An 18,480-nucleotide genomic window follows, 5' to 3' on the forward strand; every position below is an offset into this window, starting at 1 on the left:
AGAATGCCGATGACCCACCCTTTGTCGCGCCGCGCGCTGCTCGGCGGCCTCGCCGCCACCGGCACGGTTGCCGCGCTGCCCTCGCTTGCCCAGCGTCGCGCGCGGGCGGGCGGGATCGTCAATCCGCTGGTGAAGAACCGTGCCGACGCGCAGGTCTTTCGCCACACCGATGGCTGGTATTACCTGACCGGATCGGTGCCCGAATATGACCGGCTGGTGCTGCGCCGGTCGAAGACCATCGGCGGCCTCACCAACGCGCCGGAGAAGGTGCTGTGGCGGCACGAGACGAAGGGGCCGATGTCCGGGTTCCTGTGGGCGCCCGAACTGCACTGGATCGATGGCAGGTGGATCATGTATTTCGCCGCCGGCCCCAGCGGCGGCGGGGAGGATGTGTTCCGCATCCGCACCTATGCGGTGGTGTGCGACGGACCCGATCCGATGACCGGCCGCTGGACCGTGCTGGGGCAGTTGCAGACGCCGTGGGACAGCTTCAATCTCGATTCCACCAGCTTCGTCCATCGTGGCACCCGCTACCTCGCCTGGGCACAGCGCGAGCCGGGGATCGAGACCAACTCGAACCTGTATCTCGCGCCGCTTGCCACCCCGCTGACGCTGGCCGCAAAGCCGGCGCGGCTGACCGTCCCGACCCTGCCGTGGGAGGTGCGCGGGTACAAGGTCGCGGAAGCGCCCGCGCTGCTGGCGCGGAACGGCCGGCTGTTCATGACCTATTCGGCGAGCGCGACCGACGCGCGCTATTGTCTGGGCATGCTGACCGCGCGCGACGATGCCGACATCATGGACCCGGCGGCATGGACCAAATCGCCGGTACCGGTGATGCAGACGTCGGTCGCGCACAAGATCTACGGTCCCGGCCACAACAGCTTCACGGTCGACGAACGCGGCCGCGACATGCTGGTGTTCCATGCGCGCGATTACGAAAAGATCACCGGCGACCCGCTGTTCGATCCGAACCGTCACACCCGGGTCCAGCCGATCCGCTATGACGCGGCGGGCGTCCCGCAGTTCGATCCTCCGGTCGCCAACGGGCCGCTAACCTGAATCCTTCCGCCCCGCGCGCCCGGTGCGGCGCGCGGGGTGGGCAGTTGCGATCAGCGCTCGAGGATCAGGGTCGCGATCGACCGGGCCGGAACAACGCTGCCGGCCACTGGTGCGGCCTGTCGCGTGGCGTCGGTCACGATCATCCGCGCCCGCCATCCCGCCGGCCACGTCATCCGCCGCGCGACCGGCGCCGGATTGACGTGGACGAGCGCCAACGTCCGCCCGTCCGGCGAGATCGCTCCCACCGTATCGAGATCATCGACCGGCACGAGGCGGTAGCCGGGGCGGATATATCGGCTGAACTGCGCCATCGCCCAGTATTTGCGGGTGACGGTGATGCGATGCGGCGCGGTCGGCCCGACGGCGAGATCGGCCTTCACCAGACCCCAGTTCGACCCGGCGTTACCACCGCGCGCGCTCCAGTCCTCGACCGCCTGCCAGAATATCCAGGCCGCCGGTTCCAGCCGCTTGAGGTCGAGCACGACATGCTCGGCAAAGGCCAGCGGGCTTTCCATTCCATCAACCGCCTCCGGATCGCCCGCCAGCGGCGCATCGTTCTCGCTCATCCACAACCGGATGCCGCTGGCCCGTGCGACGTCGCGCACGCCGGTCTGGTGGATCGCGCCATAGCTGTGGACGTTCAGCTGGCCGATCCGCGCCCGCGTCGCCGCCGGATAGCCCGCCCAGTCGGCAAGGAAGGTGTGCGAGTTGGTCTCATCGGGCGCGGCGATCACCGTCTTCAGGCCGAGCGCCTTCAGCGCCGCATCGCTCGCGTCGATCATCGCCGCCTGCCGCGCCGGGCTCCAATGTGCGCCCTCCTGCTTGTTCGCGGCGAACCAATAGTCGGTATTGGGTTCGTTGACCGGCGAGAGCGTGCGAAAGGTGATGCGATGGCGGCGCTGCAATTCGGCTAGGGCCCGCGCGAGATAGGTGGCGAATGGCCGTTCGAAACCGGGGCGCAGATTGTCGTCGGTCGCCTTTTCCGCGCCCGACACCCGGCCCGACACGGTCATGAACCAGGGCGGCGAGTTGGAGAACGCTTCGAAGATCGGCGTCTTCACCCGGTCGCGGATCGCGTCGAGCCACCAGCGCTGCCGCCCGTCCTGCGACCAGTCCCACATCGCGGGATCATCCGCCCGCCACCAATCGCGCCCGGTTACGCCCGGCGGCTGTCGCCAGAACCCCGGCACCGCCCCGCCCGGACGCAGATAGGGCGGCGTGCCAGCCGCATTGCCACCGCCGATATTATAGCGGGCGATCGTCCAGCCCAGCCCGTCGGGGCCGTAGAAGAGGTCGGCCAATCGGCGTCGCTCCGCATCCGGCCAGCCGCCACTGACATCGGCGAACCAGGCAAGCGCGGTGCCCCACCCCTCGAACACCGTAGACGGTCGATCGACCGCCGGACGCAGGGTGATCGCAACCTCGCCCTGCTCGACCCGCTGTGCCTGAACGGGCGCGGCGATGCCGATGCCCAATGCGAGGAGCGCGCCCGCAAAGCCCCGGTGGGCGGCGGAAGGACGGAACCGCATCACCGGTTCACCTGCACAGTCACCATCAATGTCCGTCCCTCCGTCGGCAGGATCAATCCAAACGCGGTTTCGTCGCCGTTGAGCAGCCGGTCGCGCACGAACCGGCCGCGATCGACATGGCCCTCTTCCACCGTCACCAACTGCACCGACCCCGCCTGTCCCAGCGGCAATGCGAAGCGAAGATTGGCGCCCGCACCGGTCAGCAGATAGCGGTCGGGCGCCACCTGCGCAGCGATGACCCGGCCTGACAGGTCGGCATTGCCCTGCCCCCGTGGCCCGCCATAACCGTCGCGCACCGCCCCGAACCGCGTGGCCAGTTCCATGCCCGGAAACGCCATCGGGACGTTCGCCAGGCCATCCTGCTCGATCGCTACCCGGACCCGGCCCGCATCGCGCAGCGGCAGCAGCAGCGGCGCGACATCGCCCAGCAGGCGGTAATCGAGCGCGATCGGCTCCTCGCTCTCCTTGCCGTCCTTCATCCCGAAATCGGGACCGATGCCGAACTTGCCGATGCCCAGCGCATGGGGCCGTGCGACGGTCCAGAAGGCGTTGCGGGCATGCGCCATGCTCCCGCCCGTTTCGGGCACGAACAGCGGATTGCCCGGCACGTCATAGGCCTCGGCAATCTCCGTATAAGGTGCGATGTTGGTGTCGTAATTATCGACCCCGACGACATCGATCGCGGGGGCAAGCCTGCGCCACTGCGGCAACAGCCACGACACCGCCCCGCCCGATGGCGAACTGTCCCCCGGTCGCAACAGCCCCGGCTGTTCGCGCGGCCACACATTGACGTAGAGCGGCAGCCCATAGGCCGCCTTCCCCGCCGCCGCGACCGCGCCGACATAGCGCGCGGTGTGATAGGCCATGAATGCCTCGGGCGCGCGTTCGGCATAGTTGACGGTCCAGTCGCCCGGCTTCGCGCCCGGCATGTCGGCGGGCACCTGCGCCCGGAACAGCGCCTCTGCGGCGGGCGAATGGTCGCGATCTGCGCCCAGCGTCCCCGCCTCGTTCTGCACCTGCACAAGGATCACCGTGCCGCGCGCCGCGTCGACCGCCTTCAGATGCGCCATGAGCGCGGCAAAGGCACGGGCATCGGCATCGCGGCTGGCTGCCCCGATCGGCGACAGCACCTCGATCGGCCGCCCGTCCGCGGTCATCACCCGCGGAAAGCGTGCCGTATCGCGCTTCACCCATGCGGGGACATAGCTCATATTGCCGTTCTTCCACGTGCCGAACCATAACAGCACCAGCCGGACATTCTGCGTGCGCGCCTCGGCGATCAGGCCGTCGACGACGCTCCAGTCGAACCGCCCCTCTTCCGGCTCGACCGTTTCCCAGCCGATCGGGGCCATCACCGTATTGGCATGACTGCGCGCGATGGCGGGGGCGAGCCGTCGGAACTCGGCCGGAAAGCCGCTCGAATTGTTCAGCTGGACACTGAGCAGGAGATAGGGCGCGCCATCGACCTCCAGCGTTGGCTTGGTGCCGTTGTTCGACGCAACCATTCGGCTGTGCTGCGCGGACGCGGGGCAGGACAATGCCACTGCGGCACATCCCGCCAATATGCGCCAAACCGGCCGCCATGCACCGCGCCCGGCGGCCGTCAAACGGCGACCCTGCGCGCCTCGATCGACGAACATCATCGACTCCTCCCCTGCTTATCTTGTCAGACAATTGCAGAAAAGAAGCCGACGTCAAAGCGATTGATCGTTCCGACAACGGTGTCGGACCCTATTTGCCCGACATATTTTCGCCACCGGTCGCGATGGCCATCGCCCGCTCCGTATCCTGACGCGCCAGTTCGACCAGCGTTTCGGTCGCGGCGCGTGCATCGGGGCCATCGCTGCGCGCGATCGCCTCGAACAGTGCCTGATGCTCGGCGACGGGATCGCGAGGCGCGCCCGCGCGATATTTGAAGAAGGTGGTCCAGCGCACCGCCGCGGCAATGCTCGCCGACAGGCTGACCAGCAGCTCGTTGCCCGTCGCCTCCAGGATCGTCGCGTGAAAACTCTGGTCCGCCGCACGGCCAGCCTCGCTGTCAAGGCCGAGCGTCGCCATTTCTTCCAGCGCGTGGCCCATGCGGGTCAGTTGCCGCGACGTGCGCGATACCGCCGCCAGTTCCGCCGCCGCCGGCTCCACGATCATCCGCAACTGAAACAGGCTGCGGACAAAGGCGAGCGGCGGCGGCTCCCCCTCGAACATCCAGCCGAGCAGTTCGGGATCGAGCAGATTCCACGCCTGCCGCTCGCGCACGCGGGTGCCGGCCTTGGGCTTGCTTTCGACCAGCCCCTTTGCTGCCAGCATCCGCAGCGCCTCGCGAATCACGCTGCGCGAAACCTCGAACCGTTCGGCCAGGTCGATCTCGCCGGGCAATCCGCTGCCCGGTTCATGCCGGCCGGTGACGATCGCCACGCCGATCCTGCGTGCCAGCGCGACGTTCGCCGGCTGCCCACCCTTACGTACCGCCATGTCGGCGCCTCTCCCCTGTTTCGGCGATCTTGGCCGAAAGCATCGCATCCGTCGACCGCTCGATTTCATATTGTCAGTCAAATGATATACGGTAATATGTCAGACAAGGCTCGATTCAGGGCACATATGAGGGGGAGAGGAATATGAAAGCGATCAGGTGTGCCCTGTTGGCGGGGGTTTCGGTCATGTCGGTCGGCGGGTTTGCCGCGACCGCTTCGGCACAAATGGCCGCCGCACAGCCGGCCGATGACGCCGCCCAGAACGGGGACGATATCGTCGTCACCGGCGTTCGGGCCTCGCTGCGTTCGGCACAGGCGATCAAGCAGAATTCCAACCAGATCGTCGATTCGGTCAGCGCGCAGGACATCGGCAAGCTGCCCGACGTCAACACCACCGAAGCGCTGCAGCGGATCACCGGTGTGCAGATCCAGCGCCGCTATGGCGAAGGCGCCACCGATTTCGATCACCGTACCCAGCCGGCAGTCACCGTGCGCGGCCTGACGCAGGTGCAGAACTTCCTCGACGGTCGCGCGGTCTATTCGGCATCGGGCGGCCGCGCCTTCGACCTTGAAGGGATTCCGCCCGAGCTGCTCTCGGGCATCGACGTCTACAAGAATGCGCCGGCCAACATCATCGAAGGCGGCGTCGGCGGCGCGGTCAATCTGCGCACGCGCCGGCCGTTCGATTCGGCGGGCCAGGTCATCAGCATGACCGCGCGCGGCAACTATTACGACCGCGTCGACAAGCCGGGCTATGCGGTTTCGGGCCTGTACAGCAACCGCTACGACACCAGCATCGGCGAAATCGGTTTCCTGGTGAACGCGGTCTATTCGAAGAGCCATTATCGGCAGGACGGGTTGCTGGCCGGGCCGTTCGGTGAATCGCGTCCGGGATCGATCGCCAATGCGCCGAGCAATGCGCAGATCCCCTATGGTTTCGAAGTCTATGACGACAAGGGCGACCGCAAGCGCTTCGGCATCGCAGCCGCCGTGCAGTGGCAGGCAAGCGATGCCGTGCTGGTTACCGCGCAGTATCAGGGCACGAAATACTGGTTCAACCGTACCGGCGCCTATTATTACGACTTCAACAACCTGCCGGGCAACCAGTACAATTCCGCCGGTCAGGTGACGCAGTACAATACGCTGCCGACGCCGGGTGCGGCCTTCACCTTCAACAAGGATGGCTATGCGACCAGCGGTTCGCTGTCGCCACAGACCTTCGAGACCGGCCGTTTCGACCAGGAATTGTGGAGCGCCAGCCAGAACTACACGTTCAACGTCGGCTGGCAGGCGACCGACCGGGCAAAGGTCAATTTCGACGTCCAGTATCTGACGTCCTATTACAATGCCGATCGCAACGGCCACGTCCTGTCGCTGTATAACCGCACCAACCAGAACGCGACCGGGCAATATGGCGGCACGGTCGCCCCGCACCCGTCGACCGTCGTGTTCGACCTTCGCGGCAAATATCCGCGCTGGAACGTCACCGACCCGTCGGTGCTCAACAACCCGGCGAACTATTCGCTGCCGTTCATCGCCGACTCGCTTCAGCGCAACGATGCCGAAACGCTCGCGCTCGCGTATGACATCGAATATGATTTCGAAGGCGGCTTCCTCGAAAAGCTGCGCGGCGGTGGCCGCTATTCCGACAACAGCATCGACCTGCGCGGCACGTGGAACGGCGTCAGCCTGTTCCGCGACTATGCACCGGGCGCCAGCGATGTGCCCGCCGGCGCGGCGCTGATCCCGCTCAGCCGTTTCCCGCAGCTGGCGATGAAGGGGCCCTCGAAGAACTGGTTCGACGGCAACTCGGTCACCGGCGGCATCCTCTATCCGGCGTTCCCGGCCGGCAAGGGCGTGTGGGAACAGACCAAGGCGCTCTACGCCCTGTTCGGTGCCCAGACGAAGGATGCGTTCACGCCGGGCGACCTCAATCGCCAGACGGAAAAGACCTATACCGCATGGGGCATCGCCGATTACGCCTTCGAACTCGGCAGCATCCGCTTCGACGGCGGTGCCGGCGTGCGCATTGTCAAGACGCGCACGACGTCGGTCGGTACGCAGTTCAACAATGACGGCAGCTTCACCCCGATCTCGCTTGGCAACGACTATACCAACGTCCTGCCCAGCATGAACATCCGCGCCCGCTTCACCGACCAGTTCCAGATGCGCTTCGCCTATTCGAAGGGCGTGGCGCGGCCGAACTTCGACGTGCTGTCGACCAACGTGACGCTGCAGAACCCGAACCAGGTCGATCCGAACAACGGCCTGCCCTTCGCCAATTCGGGCAACCCGTTCCTGCGGCCGATCAAGTCGGATAATTTCGACCTGACCGCCGAATGGTATTTCGCACCGACCGGATCGCTGACCGCGGGCCTGTTCTACAAGAAGGTCAACGGCTTCCTGTCGAGCGGCCGCTTCATCGGCACCTATGGCGGGCGGCAGTACAACGTCAATTCGACGCTCAATTCGGGCGACGGAACGGTCAAGGGCCTCGAAGCCGGCTATCAGCAGTTCTTCGACTTCCTGCCCGGCCTGCTCAGCGGCTTCGGCATCCAGGCGAACTACACCTATGTCGACTCCAACGTCGAAAATCCGTTCTCGTCGTCGAGCAACAACCTGCCCTCGACCCTGCCGCTCGAAAAGCTGTCGAAGCACAGCTACAATCTGATCGGCCTGTACGAAAAGGGTCCGGTGACCGCCCGCCTCGCCTATAACGGCCGGTCGAGCTACCTCGAACAGACGACGGGCAGCGGCGCCAATGGGCAGGGGCAGTTCGCCAAGCCTTATGCCTCGCTCGATGCGTCGATCAGCGTCAATCTGAACGAACATGTCGCGGTGTCGGCCGACGTTGTGAACCTGAACAACCGGATGAACGTGCTCTACATCGGCACGCCATCGGCGCCGCTGCAGTATCAGCTGAACGACCGTCGCTTCGGCCTGTCGCTGCGCGCGACCTATTGAGGATCGGGCGACGGGGCGCCTGTCGCGTCCCGTCGCCAACCATGTCCCTCCCTGCCGGCGTGGTTCGCCACGCCGGCCCTTTTTGGTCTATCGGTTATTGCATGTCGTCCGTTCCGATCGCCATCGCCCCGCCCGTCGTCACCGTTCGCCATGTCGGCCGCGAACGCGAGCCGGTGGTCGTCATCGATCGCGCGACCGGGCAACGTGACGCGCTGGTCGATTTCGCCGCGACCCGATCGACCTTCGCACCGGCGGATAGCGTCGGCAGCTTCTATCCCGGCCTGCTCGGCCCCGCGCCGACCGCCTATGTCGATGCCATGGTCCGCATGGTCCTGCCGCTGATCGCCGCGCATTTCACCGGCACGCCGGTCCAGCCCGCCCGCGCGCGAGGCAATTTCTCGCTCGTCACGCTGCCGCCCGAGGCGCTGGTGCCCGACCAGCGCGTGCCGCATGTCGATTCCGCCGACCGGCTGCAATTCGCGACGGTCCATTTCCTGTCGGCGACCAATGGCGACGGCACCCGCTTCTTCCGCCACCGCGCGACCGGGTTCGAGACGATCGACGCCGATCGCCTGCCCGCCTATCGCGCAGCGCTGGATGCCGAATTGGCCGCGATGCCCGCCATCTATCCGGCTGGCGAGGATGGCCCGTTCGAAGCGATCGACTCGATCGACGCCGCCCCCGACCGGCTGATCCTGTACCGCGCGGCACTGCTCCATTCGGGCGCGATCACCACGCTGCCCGCCGATGCCGCCGATCCGCGACGCGGGCGATTGACCGGCAACCTGTTCCTGCAATGCCGGACCCCGGCATGAGCGCGCGCGCCGACGGCCCGTTGCGCCGGATCGCAATCGTCGGCGGCGGCACCGCCGGCTGGATGGCGGCCGCCGCGCTGTCGCGCGTATTGGGGCCGCACGGCCCGGCGATCACGCTGATCGAGTCAGAGGAGATCGGCACCATCGGCGTGGGTGAGGCGACGATCCCGCCGCTGCAGGCGTTCAACGCGATGCTCGGCATCGACGAGGATGATTTCGTCCGCGCGACGCAGGGAACGTTCAAGCTCGGCATCGACTTCCACGATTGGGGCCAGGTCGGGCACCGGTATTTCCACCCGTTCGGCGTCTATGGCATCGATTCGGGTGCGGTCCCGTTCGAGGCGATGTGGCGTCGCCTGCGCGCCGCCGGACAGGCCGGGCCGCTGGCCGATTATTCGATCTGCACAGCCGCCGCGCGCGCCGGCCGGTTCCAGCGTCCGCAGCCGGGCAACACGCCGCTCGCCCAGATCGGCTATGCCTTTCACTTCGACGCCGGTCTCTATGCCCGCTTCCTGCGCGCCCATGCCGAGGCGGCGGGCGTGGTGCGGCGCGAGGGGCGGATCGTGGAGGTCGTCCGCGACGGCGCGAGCGGTTTCATCGACGCGGTGGTGCTCGCCGATGGCGGCCGGGTCGAGGCGGACTTCTTTATCGACTGTTCGGGCTTTCGCGGCCTGCTGATCGACGAAGCGATGGGCGCGTGGTTCGAGGACTGGAGCCACTGGCTGCCGAACGACCGCGCCGTCGCGGTGCCCAGCGCCAATGTCGGCCCGCCCAGCCCCTTCACCCGCTCGACCGCGCGCGATTCCGGATGGCAATGGCGCATCCCGCTGCAGCATCGCACCGGCAACGGCTATGTCTATTCCAGCGCGCATGTGTCGGATGACGAAGCGGCGGCGACGCTGCTCGCCGGGCTGGAGGGTGAGGCGCTGGCCGATCCCCGTCCCATCCGCTTCCGCACCGGACGGCGCGACCGGTTCTGGATCGGCAATTGCGTGGCGCTGGGGCTGTCGGGCGGGTTCCTCGAACCGCTTGAATCCACCTCGATCCATCTGGTGCAGGCGGGCATCGCGCGGCTGCTGGAAATGCTGCCGACGCAGGCCTGCGACCCGGCCGACAGCGCGCGCTACAACCGGTTGATGGCGGCCGAGTTCGATCAGGTGCGCGATTTCGTGATCCTACATTTCCACGCCAGTGCCCGGCGCGACACCGCCTATTGGCGCGATCAGGCCGCGCGCCCGATCCCCGAGACGCTGGCCGAGCGCCTCGCCATCTATGCCCGCACCGGCCGGGTATATCGCGAGGGCGACGAGCTGTTCACCAAGACCAGCTGGCTGGCGGTGATGGACGGACAGGGATTGACCGCAGCGACCCATGATCCGCTGGCCGATGCCATGCCGATCGATGCCGCCGCCGCGCGGTTGCAGCGGATCGGCGCGGTCGTCGCCGCCGCCGCCGCACAGATGCCGCCGCATGAAGCCTTTATCGCCCGCCACTGCGCCGCCGCCACCGGGCAGCGCGCGTGACGCCATGACCTGCATAATGTTCGAAAATGGGGAGAAGTCGATGCGTACCATGTTGAGGATCGGTGCCGCCGCCGTGGCGATGGCCGTTGCCGGGTCCGCATCGGCGCAGAGCGACGCGCCGCGGGTCGATCCGGTACAGGTCGATGCCAGCCGCCCGGACTGGGAAAATCCGGCGGTGAACTATGTCGGGCGGATGCCGGCGCGGGCGACCGCTTTCCCGTTCGAAAGCCGGGAAAAGGCGCTGGCCGGGGTTCGCACCACGTCCGATCGGTTCCTGTCGCTGAACGGCGACTGGAAATTCGCTTTCTCGCCCAACACGACCGACGTGCCCGCCGGGTTCGAACGTCCCGACTATGACGTGTCGCAGTGGAAGAGCATCAAGGTGCCGGCCATGTGGCAGACCCAGGGGTACGACCAGGCGCGCTACAACAACATCACCCATCCCTTTCCCGCCAATCGCCCGTTGATCCCGCATGCGACCAATCCTGTCGGATCGTACCGCCGCGACGTGACGCTGCCGGTGGGCTGGGCCGGCGACGACGTGGTGCTGCATATCGGCGCGGCGGGTGCTGCCTATTACGTCTGGGTCAACGGGCAGAAGGTTGGATACGCCGAGGATTCGAAGCTGCCGAGCGAGTTCGACGTCACCCGGTTCGTAAAGCCGGGCAGGAACGTCGTCGCGATCCAGGTCATTCGCTGGTCGGACGGCAGCTATCTGGAGGATCAGGATTTCTGGCGCGTGTCGGGGATCGAGCGCGAAGTCTATCTGATGAGAGCGCCCGCCACGCGGGTGCGCGACTTCTTCGTCCATGCCGGGCTGGACGCCGCCTATCGGGACGGCATGCTCGCGGTCGATGTGGCGGTGACGCCGGGGGCGGCAACCAGCGCGCGCTATGTCCTGCTCGACGGCGATCGCACGGTGATCGAGGGCCGGGCGGCGGTGCCCGCGGGCAAGACCGAACGCACGGTCACCCTCAGCGAAAAAGTGCCGGGGGTGAAGCCGTGGACTGCCGAGACGCCCAATCTCTACACGCTGCTGGTCGAGCTATATGATGCGCAGGGGCGGATCGTCCAGTCGACCTCCACCCGGATCGGGTTCCGCACGGTCGAGATGAAGAACGGGCTGGTATCGGTGAACGGCAAGCCGATCACGATCCGCGGCGTCAATCGCCACGAACACGACCCCGAAACCTTTCACGTCGTCAGCCGGGAATCGATGGAGCACGATATCCGGCTGATGAAGCGCAACAATATCAACGCGATCCGCACCTCGCATTATCCGAACGACCCGTATCTCTACGAACTGGCCGACCGTTATGGCCTGTACGTGATGGACGAAGCGAATATCGAGAGCCACGCGTACATGGATTACGCCAACAAGCATCCGGACGAACGCGGCCGGTTGCAGATCGGCTTCGATCCGGCGTGGCGCGACGCGCATGTCAGCCGCGTGACCAACATGGTCGAACGCGACAAGAACCACCCCTCGATCATCTTCTGGTCGCTGGGCAACGAAGCGGGCATCGGCCCCAATTTCGAAGCCGCTGCCGCGGCGGCAAAGGCGCGCGATCCGAACCGGCTGGTCAGCTATCTCGGCTGGGGCACGTGGGACGGCATCCACGACCACCGGCCCAACTGGTATGCCGATATCTATGCGCCGATGTACGATCCGGCGGTGAAGCTCGCCGACTATGCGCGGAACTGGAACTTCAAACAGCCGCTGATCCAGTGCGAATACAGCCATATGATGGGCCAGTCGGGCGGCAACCTGAAGGAATATTGGGACACGATCTACGCCTATCCGGAAAAGCTGCAGGGCGGTTTCGTGTGGGATTGGGTCGACCAGTCGATGTACCGCTATACCAAGGACGGTCGTCGCTATTGGGGCGATGGCGGCGAATACGGCCCCAATCCAGGGGGTGAAATCGAGTTTGGCGACGGGTTGCTGCAAGCCGACCGTACCCCCAATCCGCAGCTGTACGAACTCCGGAAAGCCTATGCCCCGGTCCAGCTGGACGGATTCGATCCGGCGACCGGCCGGGTCACGGTGCGCAACCGCCACGATTTCCGCGACCTGTCGGGCTTCGCGCTCGACTGGGACGTGACCGAGAATGGCGTGTCGATCGCGAAGGGCGTGATGCCCGCGCTCACCACCGCCGCGCGCCGGGCGGAGACGATCGCCCTGCCGCTGTCGGCCATCCCGCGCCGGGCGGACGCCGAATATTTCGTGACCGTCAACGTGCGGACAAAGGACGGGGCGGTGCCGCTGGTGCCGGCGAACACGCTGGTTGGTTTCGAACAATTCTCGCTTTCGCCCACCCCCGCTGCCGTCGCGCCACCCGCCGGGGTCGCGGCGCTGCGCCAGAGCGGCGACGCCTTTGTCCTGACCGCCGGGCCGGCGACGCTGGAGATCGATCGCAAGACCGGGCTGATCCGCCGCTATGCCCGTGACGGACGCGCGCTGGCGACCGGGGGCACCCCCCATTTCTGGCGGGCGGTGACCGACAACGACATCGGCATCGGCACCGAAAAGCAGCTGGCCGTGTGGAAGGCGATGAGCGACACCCGCCGCGTCGCGACGATCCGCGCCGATCGCGACGCCGGCACGGTCACCGTCCGCTACGACCTGGGCGATGGCGCGGCGCAGTTCGACACGCGTTACGCGATGGCCGCCGATGGATCGGTCGCGATCGACGGCACGCTGACCCCCCTGAAGGCCGACCTGCCCCCGCCGTTCCGCGTCGGGCTCGCCTTTGCCCTGCCGACTGACATCACCGATGTCGAATGGTATGGCCGCGGGCCGCATGAAAGCTATGTCGACCGCAAGGATTCGGCCCCGATCGGGCTGTGGCGCGGGCGCATCGCCGAACAGAATCACGACTTCATCCGTCCGCAGGAAACGGGCAACAAGGTCGATGTCCGCTGGATGGAGCTGTCGGGTGCCGGGCGCGGGCTGCGGGTGCAGGGCGATCGGCCGCTGATGATGAACGCGCTCGCCTTCCCCTATGCCGATCTCGATCGTCATGCGCCGGGGACGTGGAAGTCGACCGATATCGTGCCGCACGATCAGGTCACGCTGCTGGTCGATTCCGCGCAGTGGGGCGTCGGCGGCGATACGCAGTGGAGCGAGTTCGGCAAGCCGCTGCCCGCCTATCGCATCGGCACCGTGCCGACCCGCGTCGCCTTCCGCCTGACGCCATTCGCCGGTACCGGCACCACGCCCGACAAGGCCCGCCCGGCCAGCGCGACGGGGGAGGAATGATGCGCCGCCGCCTGATCGTGCTGGCCGCCGCGCTGCTCGGCGGGGCGGCACCGGCCGCCGACGTGCCGCGCTGGGACGCGGCCGGCGCGGGCAACCCGCTGCTGCCAGGCTATTTCGCCGATCCCTCGATCGTGCACGATGACGGGCGGTGGTATGTCTTTGCCACGATCGATCCGTGGGGCGACGACCGGTTGGGCCTATGGACATCGGACAATGGCCGCGACTGGCGCTTTTCGATGCCCGACTGGCCGACCAAGCGCGCCGCGACCAGCCCGACCTCGGGCGATGCCAAGGTCTGGGCACCATCGGTCGTGAAGGCGCCCAACGGACGCTGGTACATGTACGTCTCGGTCGGCAGCGAGGTGTGGGTCGGCACCGCCCCCTCGCCCGCCGGGCCGTGGCGCGACGCCAATGGCAGCAGGCCGCTGATCGCCCGCGACTTCGCGCCGGCCTATCACATGATCGATGCCGAAGCGTTCGTCGACGACGATGGGCAGGCCTATCTCTATTGGGGATCGGGGCTGAACTGGGTCAACGGCCACTGCTTCGTCGTACGGCTGAAGCCCGACATGGTGACGTTCGACGGCACGCCGCGCGACGTCACCCCGCGCGGCTATTTCGAGGCGCCGTTCATGGTGAAGGCCGGCGGGCGCTACCTGCTGACCTATAGCGACGGCAACACGACCAAGGACACCTACAAGGTCCGCTATGCGGTCGGTGCCACGCCGTTCGGCCCGTTTACGGAAAGCGCGAACAGCCCGATCCTCGAGACGCACCGCGACCGCGATATCATCAGCCCCGGTCACCACGCGATCTTCCGTTCGGGCGCACAGAGCTACATCCTGTATCACCGACAGGCATTGCCATGGCCGCAGGGCGGCGATGCGGTGCTGCGCCAGGTCGCGGTCGATCCGATCGACCTGCGTGCCGATGGTTCGATCGCACGGGTGACGCCCGGCCATGGCGGGCCGGTCGCGGGCTTTGCCGCGCACCGTGCGCGCGGGCTGGCATGGCGGGCCAGCGGCACCACGACCACGCCCGGCAACGCACCGTTCCGCGCCGCAGACGACAATTACGCGACGCTGTGGCGCGCGCCTGCCGACGGCTCAGGACAGGTCATCGCCGATCTCGGTCGGCGCAGGGCCGTCGCCCAGTCACTGGTCCGGCCCGAATATGCCACCCGGCCCTATCGCTTCGCAGTGGATGCGTCCGACGACGGCCGGCGCTGGCGACCGTTCGTGGCGGCCGCGACGCGCAGCGGATCGCCGATCACGCTCGATCACGCCGTCACCGCCCGCTATCTGCGGCTTCGTACCGAGGATCGCGGGGCCGGCGTCTGGGAATGGACAATCCTGCCCTGAGCAGGCCGGCCATCCCAGATGGCTGACTGCGCCGCCCCGTCCGGCAGCGCTAGAATCGTACCGTCATCGGCTGCCCGGTGTAGTTCACCGTCCGCGTCGCCGGCATGTCGGCGGTGCCGCCGGGCGTGCCGGGACGGACAAGGACCAGCTTCAGCTGGCGCGTAGCGGTCATGCCGGGAAAGCTGCCCTGTCGGCCGCCGATCGTCAGCGTCCGGCGCGCATCGTTCCAGTCGAGCGTGTAGGTCGCACGCGCACCGCGTTCATACGCATAGGTCTCGTTATCGTCCTCATACAGCGTGAACGCGCCGTTCGCGCCGGGATAGACGCGGATTTCATACGCGGCGTCGGGCTTTTCCGTCGCATATTGCTGAGGCGGCCCCAGCGGCAGGATCGCCCCGGCCCGGACATAGAGCGGCACGATGTCCAGTGGCACGTCGCGCGCAATATCACGCCCCCCGGTCAGGCGTTCGTTGGTCCAGAAATCATACCAGCCCCCCGCGGGCAGATAGGTTCGCACCGACAGGTCCGGCCCGCCACTGGCCTTCACCGCCGCCGCGCGCAGCTCCGCCGGCCGCCGCCACGCGAAGCGCAGGTCGCGCTCGCCGGTGCCCTGATAATATTCGATTCTGACCGGCACGCGCTGCCCCTTGCGCAGCGTCACCTTCGCGCTGCTGTAGCGCGAGCGGCCACTGGCCCAGTCCTCGATCAGCTTGCGGCCGTCGACATACAGGCGGACGCCATCGTCGCCCTGCAGGCCCAGCTCATATTCGCCGTCCTCCGGCGCCTCCAGCATCCCTTCCCAGCGGGCCGAGAAGTCGTCGAGCTTGTTAAGGCCCGGCGGCATTGCCTCCAGCGGCGGCGCGGGCCAGCGCTTGTCGATCGTCGCGTCGATCACCTTGCCGACCGGCTTCCCGAAGCCCGTGTCGGCGAAATAGGTGCCGGCCAGCCCCGGCTGCCCGTCGGGCGTCGTCAGCGCACTCGCCGGGACGGTCGTCGCCGGTTCGGGTTCGGGCCGGTACATCGCGCGCGTCACGGGATGGACCAGCAGCGCCCCGCCGAACATGAAGGCATCGTTGACCGAATGGACCCGCGCATCGTCGGGGAAGTCCATCGCCAGCGGCCGCATCAGCGTGTAGCCGTTGGCCGTCACCTGCCAGCCGTTCGCATAGATATAGGGCAGCATCCGATAGCGCAGGTTCACCGCACCGAGGAGCGAGGCATAGACCTGCGGATCGAGCGTCTTGAACAGGTACGGCTCGCGTTCGATGTCCGTGCCGTGGACCCGCATCAACGGATTGAACGCGGCATATTGGAACCAGCGCGCGAACAGCTCGCGATAGATCGGGTTGCGATGCCCGCCGCCATAGCCCCCGACGAAGAAGCCGCCGGTATCCTGCGTCCAATAGGGGTTGCCGGTCACCGTCACATTGACCCCGCCCGCAACCTGATGGCGCAGCGTCTCCCAACTGGCCAGCGTATCGCCCGACCACGACGCGGCGGCGGTGCGCTGCGCCCCTGCCCACGCCGATCGGGTCAGCGTCAGCACCCGCTTGTCGCTGCTCGCGCGCTGCCCGTCATAGGTGCCCTGCGTCGTCATCAGCGAATAGACGTTCAGGTAGCGTGAGAAATCGCCTAGCGCATTCCGGCCCAGCGACTTGATATCGGTCACCGCCGCCTTCGCATCGTGCATGGCGGTGCTGACCTCCACCTCGGTCCCGTCCATCCACAGCGCATCGACGCCCTTGTCGAGCAGCCCGGCCTTGGCATGCTTGAAATAGATCTGCCGGCCAAGCGGGCTGAACGCATCGTAGATCCGCGCCTGTTTCGATATCCAGTGGAGCGGTGCGAAGCGCAGCCCGTGCTGGTCGAGCTCCCTGCCCAATGCGGTATCGTTGCCGACCGACGGCCAGATTGACACCATCAGCTTCAGATTCAGGTCATGGATGCGCTTGATGGTGCGCTCGGGATCGGCGAAGCGGGTCTTGTCCCACGTCATCCCGCTCCAGCTACCGTCGTTGCCGCCCCAATATTGCCAGTCCTGCACGATGTAATCGAGCGGGAAGCGTTCGCGGCGAAACGTCTCGGCCACCTCCAGCAGCCGGTCCTGCGTGGGATAGCGTTCCTTGCTCATGAACAGCCCGAACGCCTGCTTGGGCACCATCGGCGCGGCACCGGTCAGCGTGCGATAGGACTGGACCACCCCGTCCATCGTGTCGGCGCCCATGAAATAATAATCGACCCCGCCGGGTGCGCTTTCCGCCCACAACCGCGTGCCACGCGCATCGTCGGCGAAGCGCATGTGCGAATAGCTGTCCCACAGCACGCCGTAGCGGCGGCTGGACACCATTACCGGAATGATGATCCCGATATTGGTCTGCACCAGGTCGAGCGCCGTGCCCCGGCGGTTGATCGTAGCGTCGTCGGTAAAGCCAAAGCCATAGATCGCCTCGTCCGGGCGCAACGCGAAACGGTTTTCGGCTTCGTAAGTCGGCGCGTCGGCGATCGTGATCGGCTTCACCGTTTGCGGCTGCGCGGCATCTTCCCGCGTGAACAGCTTGCCGCCCGCATCGAAGAAGCTGATCGCCCCGCTGCGCTTGTCGACCGACAGCCGCAATCTGGCGGTCGCGATGGTCAGGGTCCCTGCCGCCTCGGTCACGGTGAACGGCACATCTGCCGGCGGCGGGAGCACGACCAGGCTGCGGGCGGTCCAGTGGTTACGCCCGGCATTGCTGTTGATCCGTACCGTCGCCGGACCATAGAACAGGATCGTCTTCACCACCCCGTTCACGCGCAGCTGCACGCCGTTCTGCAGCCGAACATGTCCGAACGCGCCGGATGGCAGGGTCGGGACGGCGTTGGGATGCCCGTTCGCATCCAGTCCGGTCGGTGCCGTCACCGCCGCCGCGGCCCATGCCACGCCCCCGCCGACCATCGCCACGGGCATCGCGCCCGCCAGCAACGCGGCTTGTGCCATTCGACCGATCATCATCCCCGCCCCTTTTTATAAGATAATACATCCTATCGCAGCGGGGCGGAATGCCAAGGGGGCGATCAGCGCTGCTTCTTGGTGATCGTCGCGGTGAAGTCCGGGTCCTTCTTTGCCACCCAATCGACGAATTTGCGGACGTTCGGATTGTCCAGCAGGCCCGTCACATCCATGCCATGGCGCTGCAATTCGGAATTGGTGAAGTTGGAGATCACCGTCTGCTGGCAGATCGGGTGCATCGGCACGACGTCGCGACCACCGCGGCTCTTGGGCACCGGATGGTGCCAGACGATGGTCTTGCCGGTCGGGCGTCCGCACAGCCAGCATGGGACCGGCGCGGGCGGCGCGTCGTCCTCCTGCGGGAGGTGGTCGTAAGGGTCCTGCTTGGAACGTCGTGCCATGGTTCGATCTGACTGCCTTGATGTGCCCCGCCTGTAGCGAAGCAATCCGCCGCGTCCTATGAAAAGCTGCTGCCCCAGGCGCCGCGATGCGCAGACGGCCGGGGCGTCCCGG

General features: G+C 66.8%; 10 protein-coding genes and 1 pseudogene. 6 read left to right on the plus strand and 5 right to left on the minus strand.

The window, feature by feature from the left end; all coding sequences use genetic code 11:
• Window positions 1-9 precede the first annotated feature (9 nt).
• Window positions 10-1,053: pseudogene (locus ASE67_RS03620) on the plus strand (glycoside hydrolase family 43 protein); the annotation flags it as partial.
• A 56-nt stretch (window positions 1,054-1,109) separates the two neighbouring features.
• Here the strand turns inward: ASE67_RS03620 and ASE67_RS03625 are convergent.
• The 3 genes from ASE67_RS03625 to ASE67_RS03635 all read right to left on the minus strand — a co-directional run bounded on the left by ASE67_RS03625 (window position 1,110) and on the right by ASE67_RS03635 (window position 5,057).
• On the minus strand, window positions 1,110-2,588 hold the full coding sequence (locus tag ASE67_RS03625; protein WP_082456921.1) for a glycoside hydrolase: 1,479 nt from the start codon (window positions 2,586-2,588) through the stop codon (window positions 1,110-1,112).
• Window positions 2,588-4,093 (minus strand): DUF5597 domain-containing protein, encoded by a 1,506-nt coding sequence (locus tag ASE67_RS03630; protein WP_200922150.1) that lies wholly within the window; start codon window positions 4,091-4,093, stop codon window positions 2,588-2,590. Before ASE67_RS03630 ends, ASE67_RS03625 begins: the two co-directional genes overlap by 1 nt.
• Before the next feature lie 226 nt (window positions 4,094-4,319).
• Window positions 4,320-5,057, minus strand: a complete 738-nt coding sequence (locus ASE67_RS03635) for a FadR/GntR family transcriptional regulator (RefSeq protein WP_055756807.1) — start codon at window positions 5,055-5,057, stop codon at window positions 4,320-4,322.
• Window positions 5,058-5,200: 143 nt separating this feature from the next.
• Between ASE67_RS03635 and ASE67_RS03640 the strand changes: the two genes are divergently transcribed.
• The 5 genes from ASE67_RS03640 to ASE67_RS03660 all read left to right on the plus strand — a co-directional run bounded on the left by ASE67_RS03640 (window position 5,201) and on the right by ASE67_RS03660 (window position 14,981).
• Entirely contained in the window at window positions 5,201-8,020 is a 2,820-nt protein-coding gene (locus ASE67_RS03640) for a TonB-dependent receptor (RefSeq protein WP_055756810.1), read from the plus strand.
• Window positions 8,021-8,121: 101 nt separating this feature from the next.
• The gene (locus ASE67_RS03645; RefSeq protein WP_055756811.1) at window positions 8,122-8,835 is read left to right on the plus strand and encodes a DUF6445 family protein; all 714 of its coding nucleotides are present in this window, start codon (window positions 8,122-8,124) and stop codon (window positions 8,833-8,835) included.
• Window positions 8,832-10,358 carry a tryptophan halogenase family protein gene (locus tag ASE67_RS03650; RefSeq protein WP_055756989.1) on the plus strand — a complete coding sequence of 509 codons (1,527 nt, stop codon included), beginning with the start codon at window positions 8,832-8,834 and terminating at the stop codon, window positions 10,356-10,358. Before ASE67_RS03645 ends, ASE67_RS03650 begins: the two co-directional genes overlap by 4 nt.
• Window positions 10,359-10,398: 40 nt before the next feature.
• Window positions 10,399-13,620 (plus strand): glycoside hydrolase family 2 TIM barrel-domain containing protein, encoded by a 3,222-nt coding sequence (locus ASE67_RS03655; RefSeq protein WP_055756992.1) that lies wholly within the window; start codon window positions 10,399-10,401, stop codon window positions 13,618-13,620.
• The gene (locus ASE67_RS03660) at window positions 13,620-14,981 is read left to right on the plus strand and encodes a family 43 glycosylhydrolase (RefSeq protein ID WP_235511778.1); all 1,362 of its coding nucleotides are present in this window, start codon (window positions 13,620-13,622) and stop codon (window positions 14,979-14,981) included. Before ASE67_RS03655 ends, ASE67_RS03660 begins: the two co-directional genes overlap by 1 nt.
• A gap of 49 nt (window positions 14,982-15,030) precedes the next feature.
• On the opposite strand, the gene ASE67_RS03665 is transcribed toward ASE67_RS03660, so the two are convergent.
• Both ASE67_RS03665 and ASE67_RS03670 read right to left on the minus strand, forming a co-directional pair.
• Window positions 15,031-17,967, minus strand: a complete 2,937-nt coding sequence (locus ASE67_RS03665; RefSeq protein WP_235511779.1) for a TIM-barrel domain-containing protein — start codon at window positions 17,965-17,967, stop codon at window positions 15,031-15,033.
• Between the two features lie 65 nt (window positions 17,968-18,032).
• Window positions 18,033-18,368, minus strand: a complete 336-nt coding sequence (locus ASE67_RS03670; protein ID WP_055756816.1) for a hypothetical protein — start codon at window positions 18,366-18,368, stop codon at window positions 18,033-18,035.
• Between the last annotated feature and the right edge of the window lie 112 nt (window positions 18,369-18,480).

The sequence above is a fragment of the Sphingomonas sp. Leaf23 genome (assembly GCF_001421585.1).
In the GTDB taxonomy this organism is placed as follows: domain Bacteria; phylum Pseudomonadota; class Alphaproteobacteria; order Sphingomonadales; family Sphingomonadaceae; genus Sphingomonas.

Bases quoted from the DNA above. Each gene is read 5' to 3' on its own strand.
- ASE67_RS03630 (WP_200922150.1), bottom strand. From the start codon at position 4,093: ATGGTTGCGTCGAACAACGGCACCAAGCCAACGCTGGAGGTCGATGGC.
- ASE67_RS03660 (WP_235511778.1), top strand. From the start codon at position 13,620: ATGCGCCGCCGCCTGATCGTGCTGGCCGCCGCGCTGCTCGGCGGGGCG.
- ASE67_RS03640 (WP_055756810.1), top strand. From the start codon at position 5,201: ATGAAAGCGATCAGGTGTGCCCTGTTGGCGGGGGTTTCGGTCATGTCG.
- ASE67_RS03635 (WP_055756807.1), bottom strand. From the start codon at position 5,057: ATGGCGGTACGTAAGGGTGGGCAGCCGGCGAACGTCGCGCTGGCACGC.
- ASE67_RS03650 (WP_055756989.1), top strand. From the start codon at position 8,832: ATGAGCGCGCGCGCCGACGGCCCGTTGCGCCGGATCGCAATCGTCGGC.
- ASE67_RS03655 (WP_055756992.1), top strand. From the start codon at position 10,399: ATGCGTACCATGTTGAGGATCGGTGCCGCCGCCGTGGCGATGGCCGTT.
- ASE67_RS03645 (WP_055756811.1), top strand. From the start codon at position 8,122: ATGTCGTCCGTTCCGATCGCCATCGCCCCGCCCGTCGTCACCGTTCGC.
- ASE67_RS03670 (WP_055756816.1), bottom strand. From the start codon at position 18,368: ATGGCACGACGTTCCAAGCAGGACCCTTACGACCACCTCCCGCAGGAG.
- ASE67_RS03625 (WP_082456921.1), bottom strand. From the start codon at position 2,588: ATGCGGTTCCGTCCTTCCGCCGCCCACCGGGGCTTTGCGGGCGCGCTC.
- ASE67_RS03665 (WP_235511779.1), bottom strand. From the start codon at position 17,967: ATGATCGGTCGAATGGCACAAGCCGCGTTGCTGGCGGGCGCGATGCCC.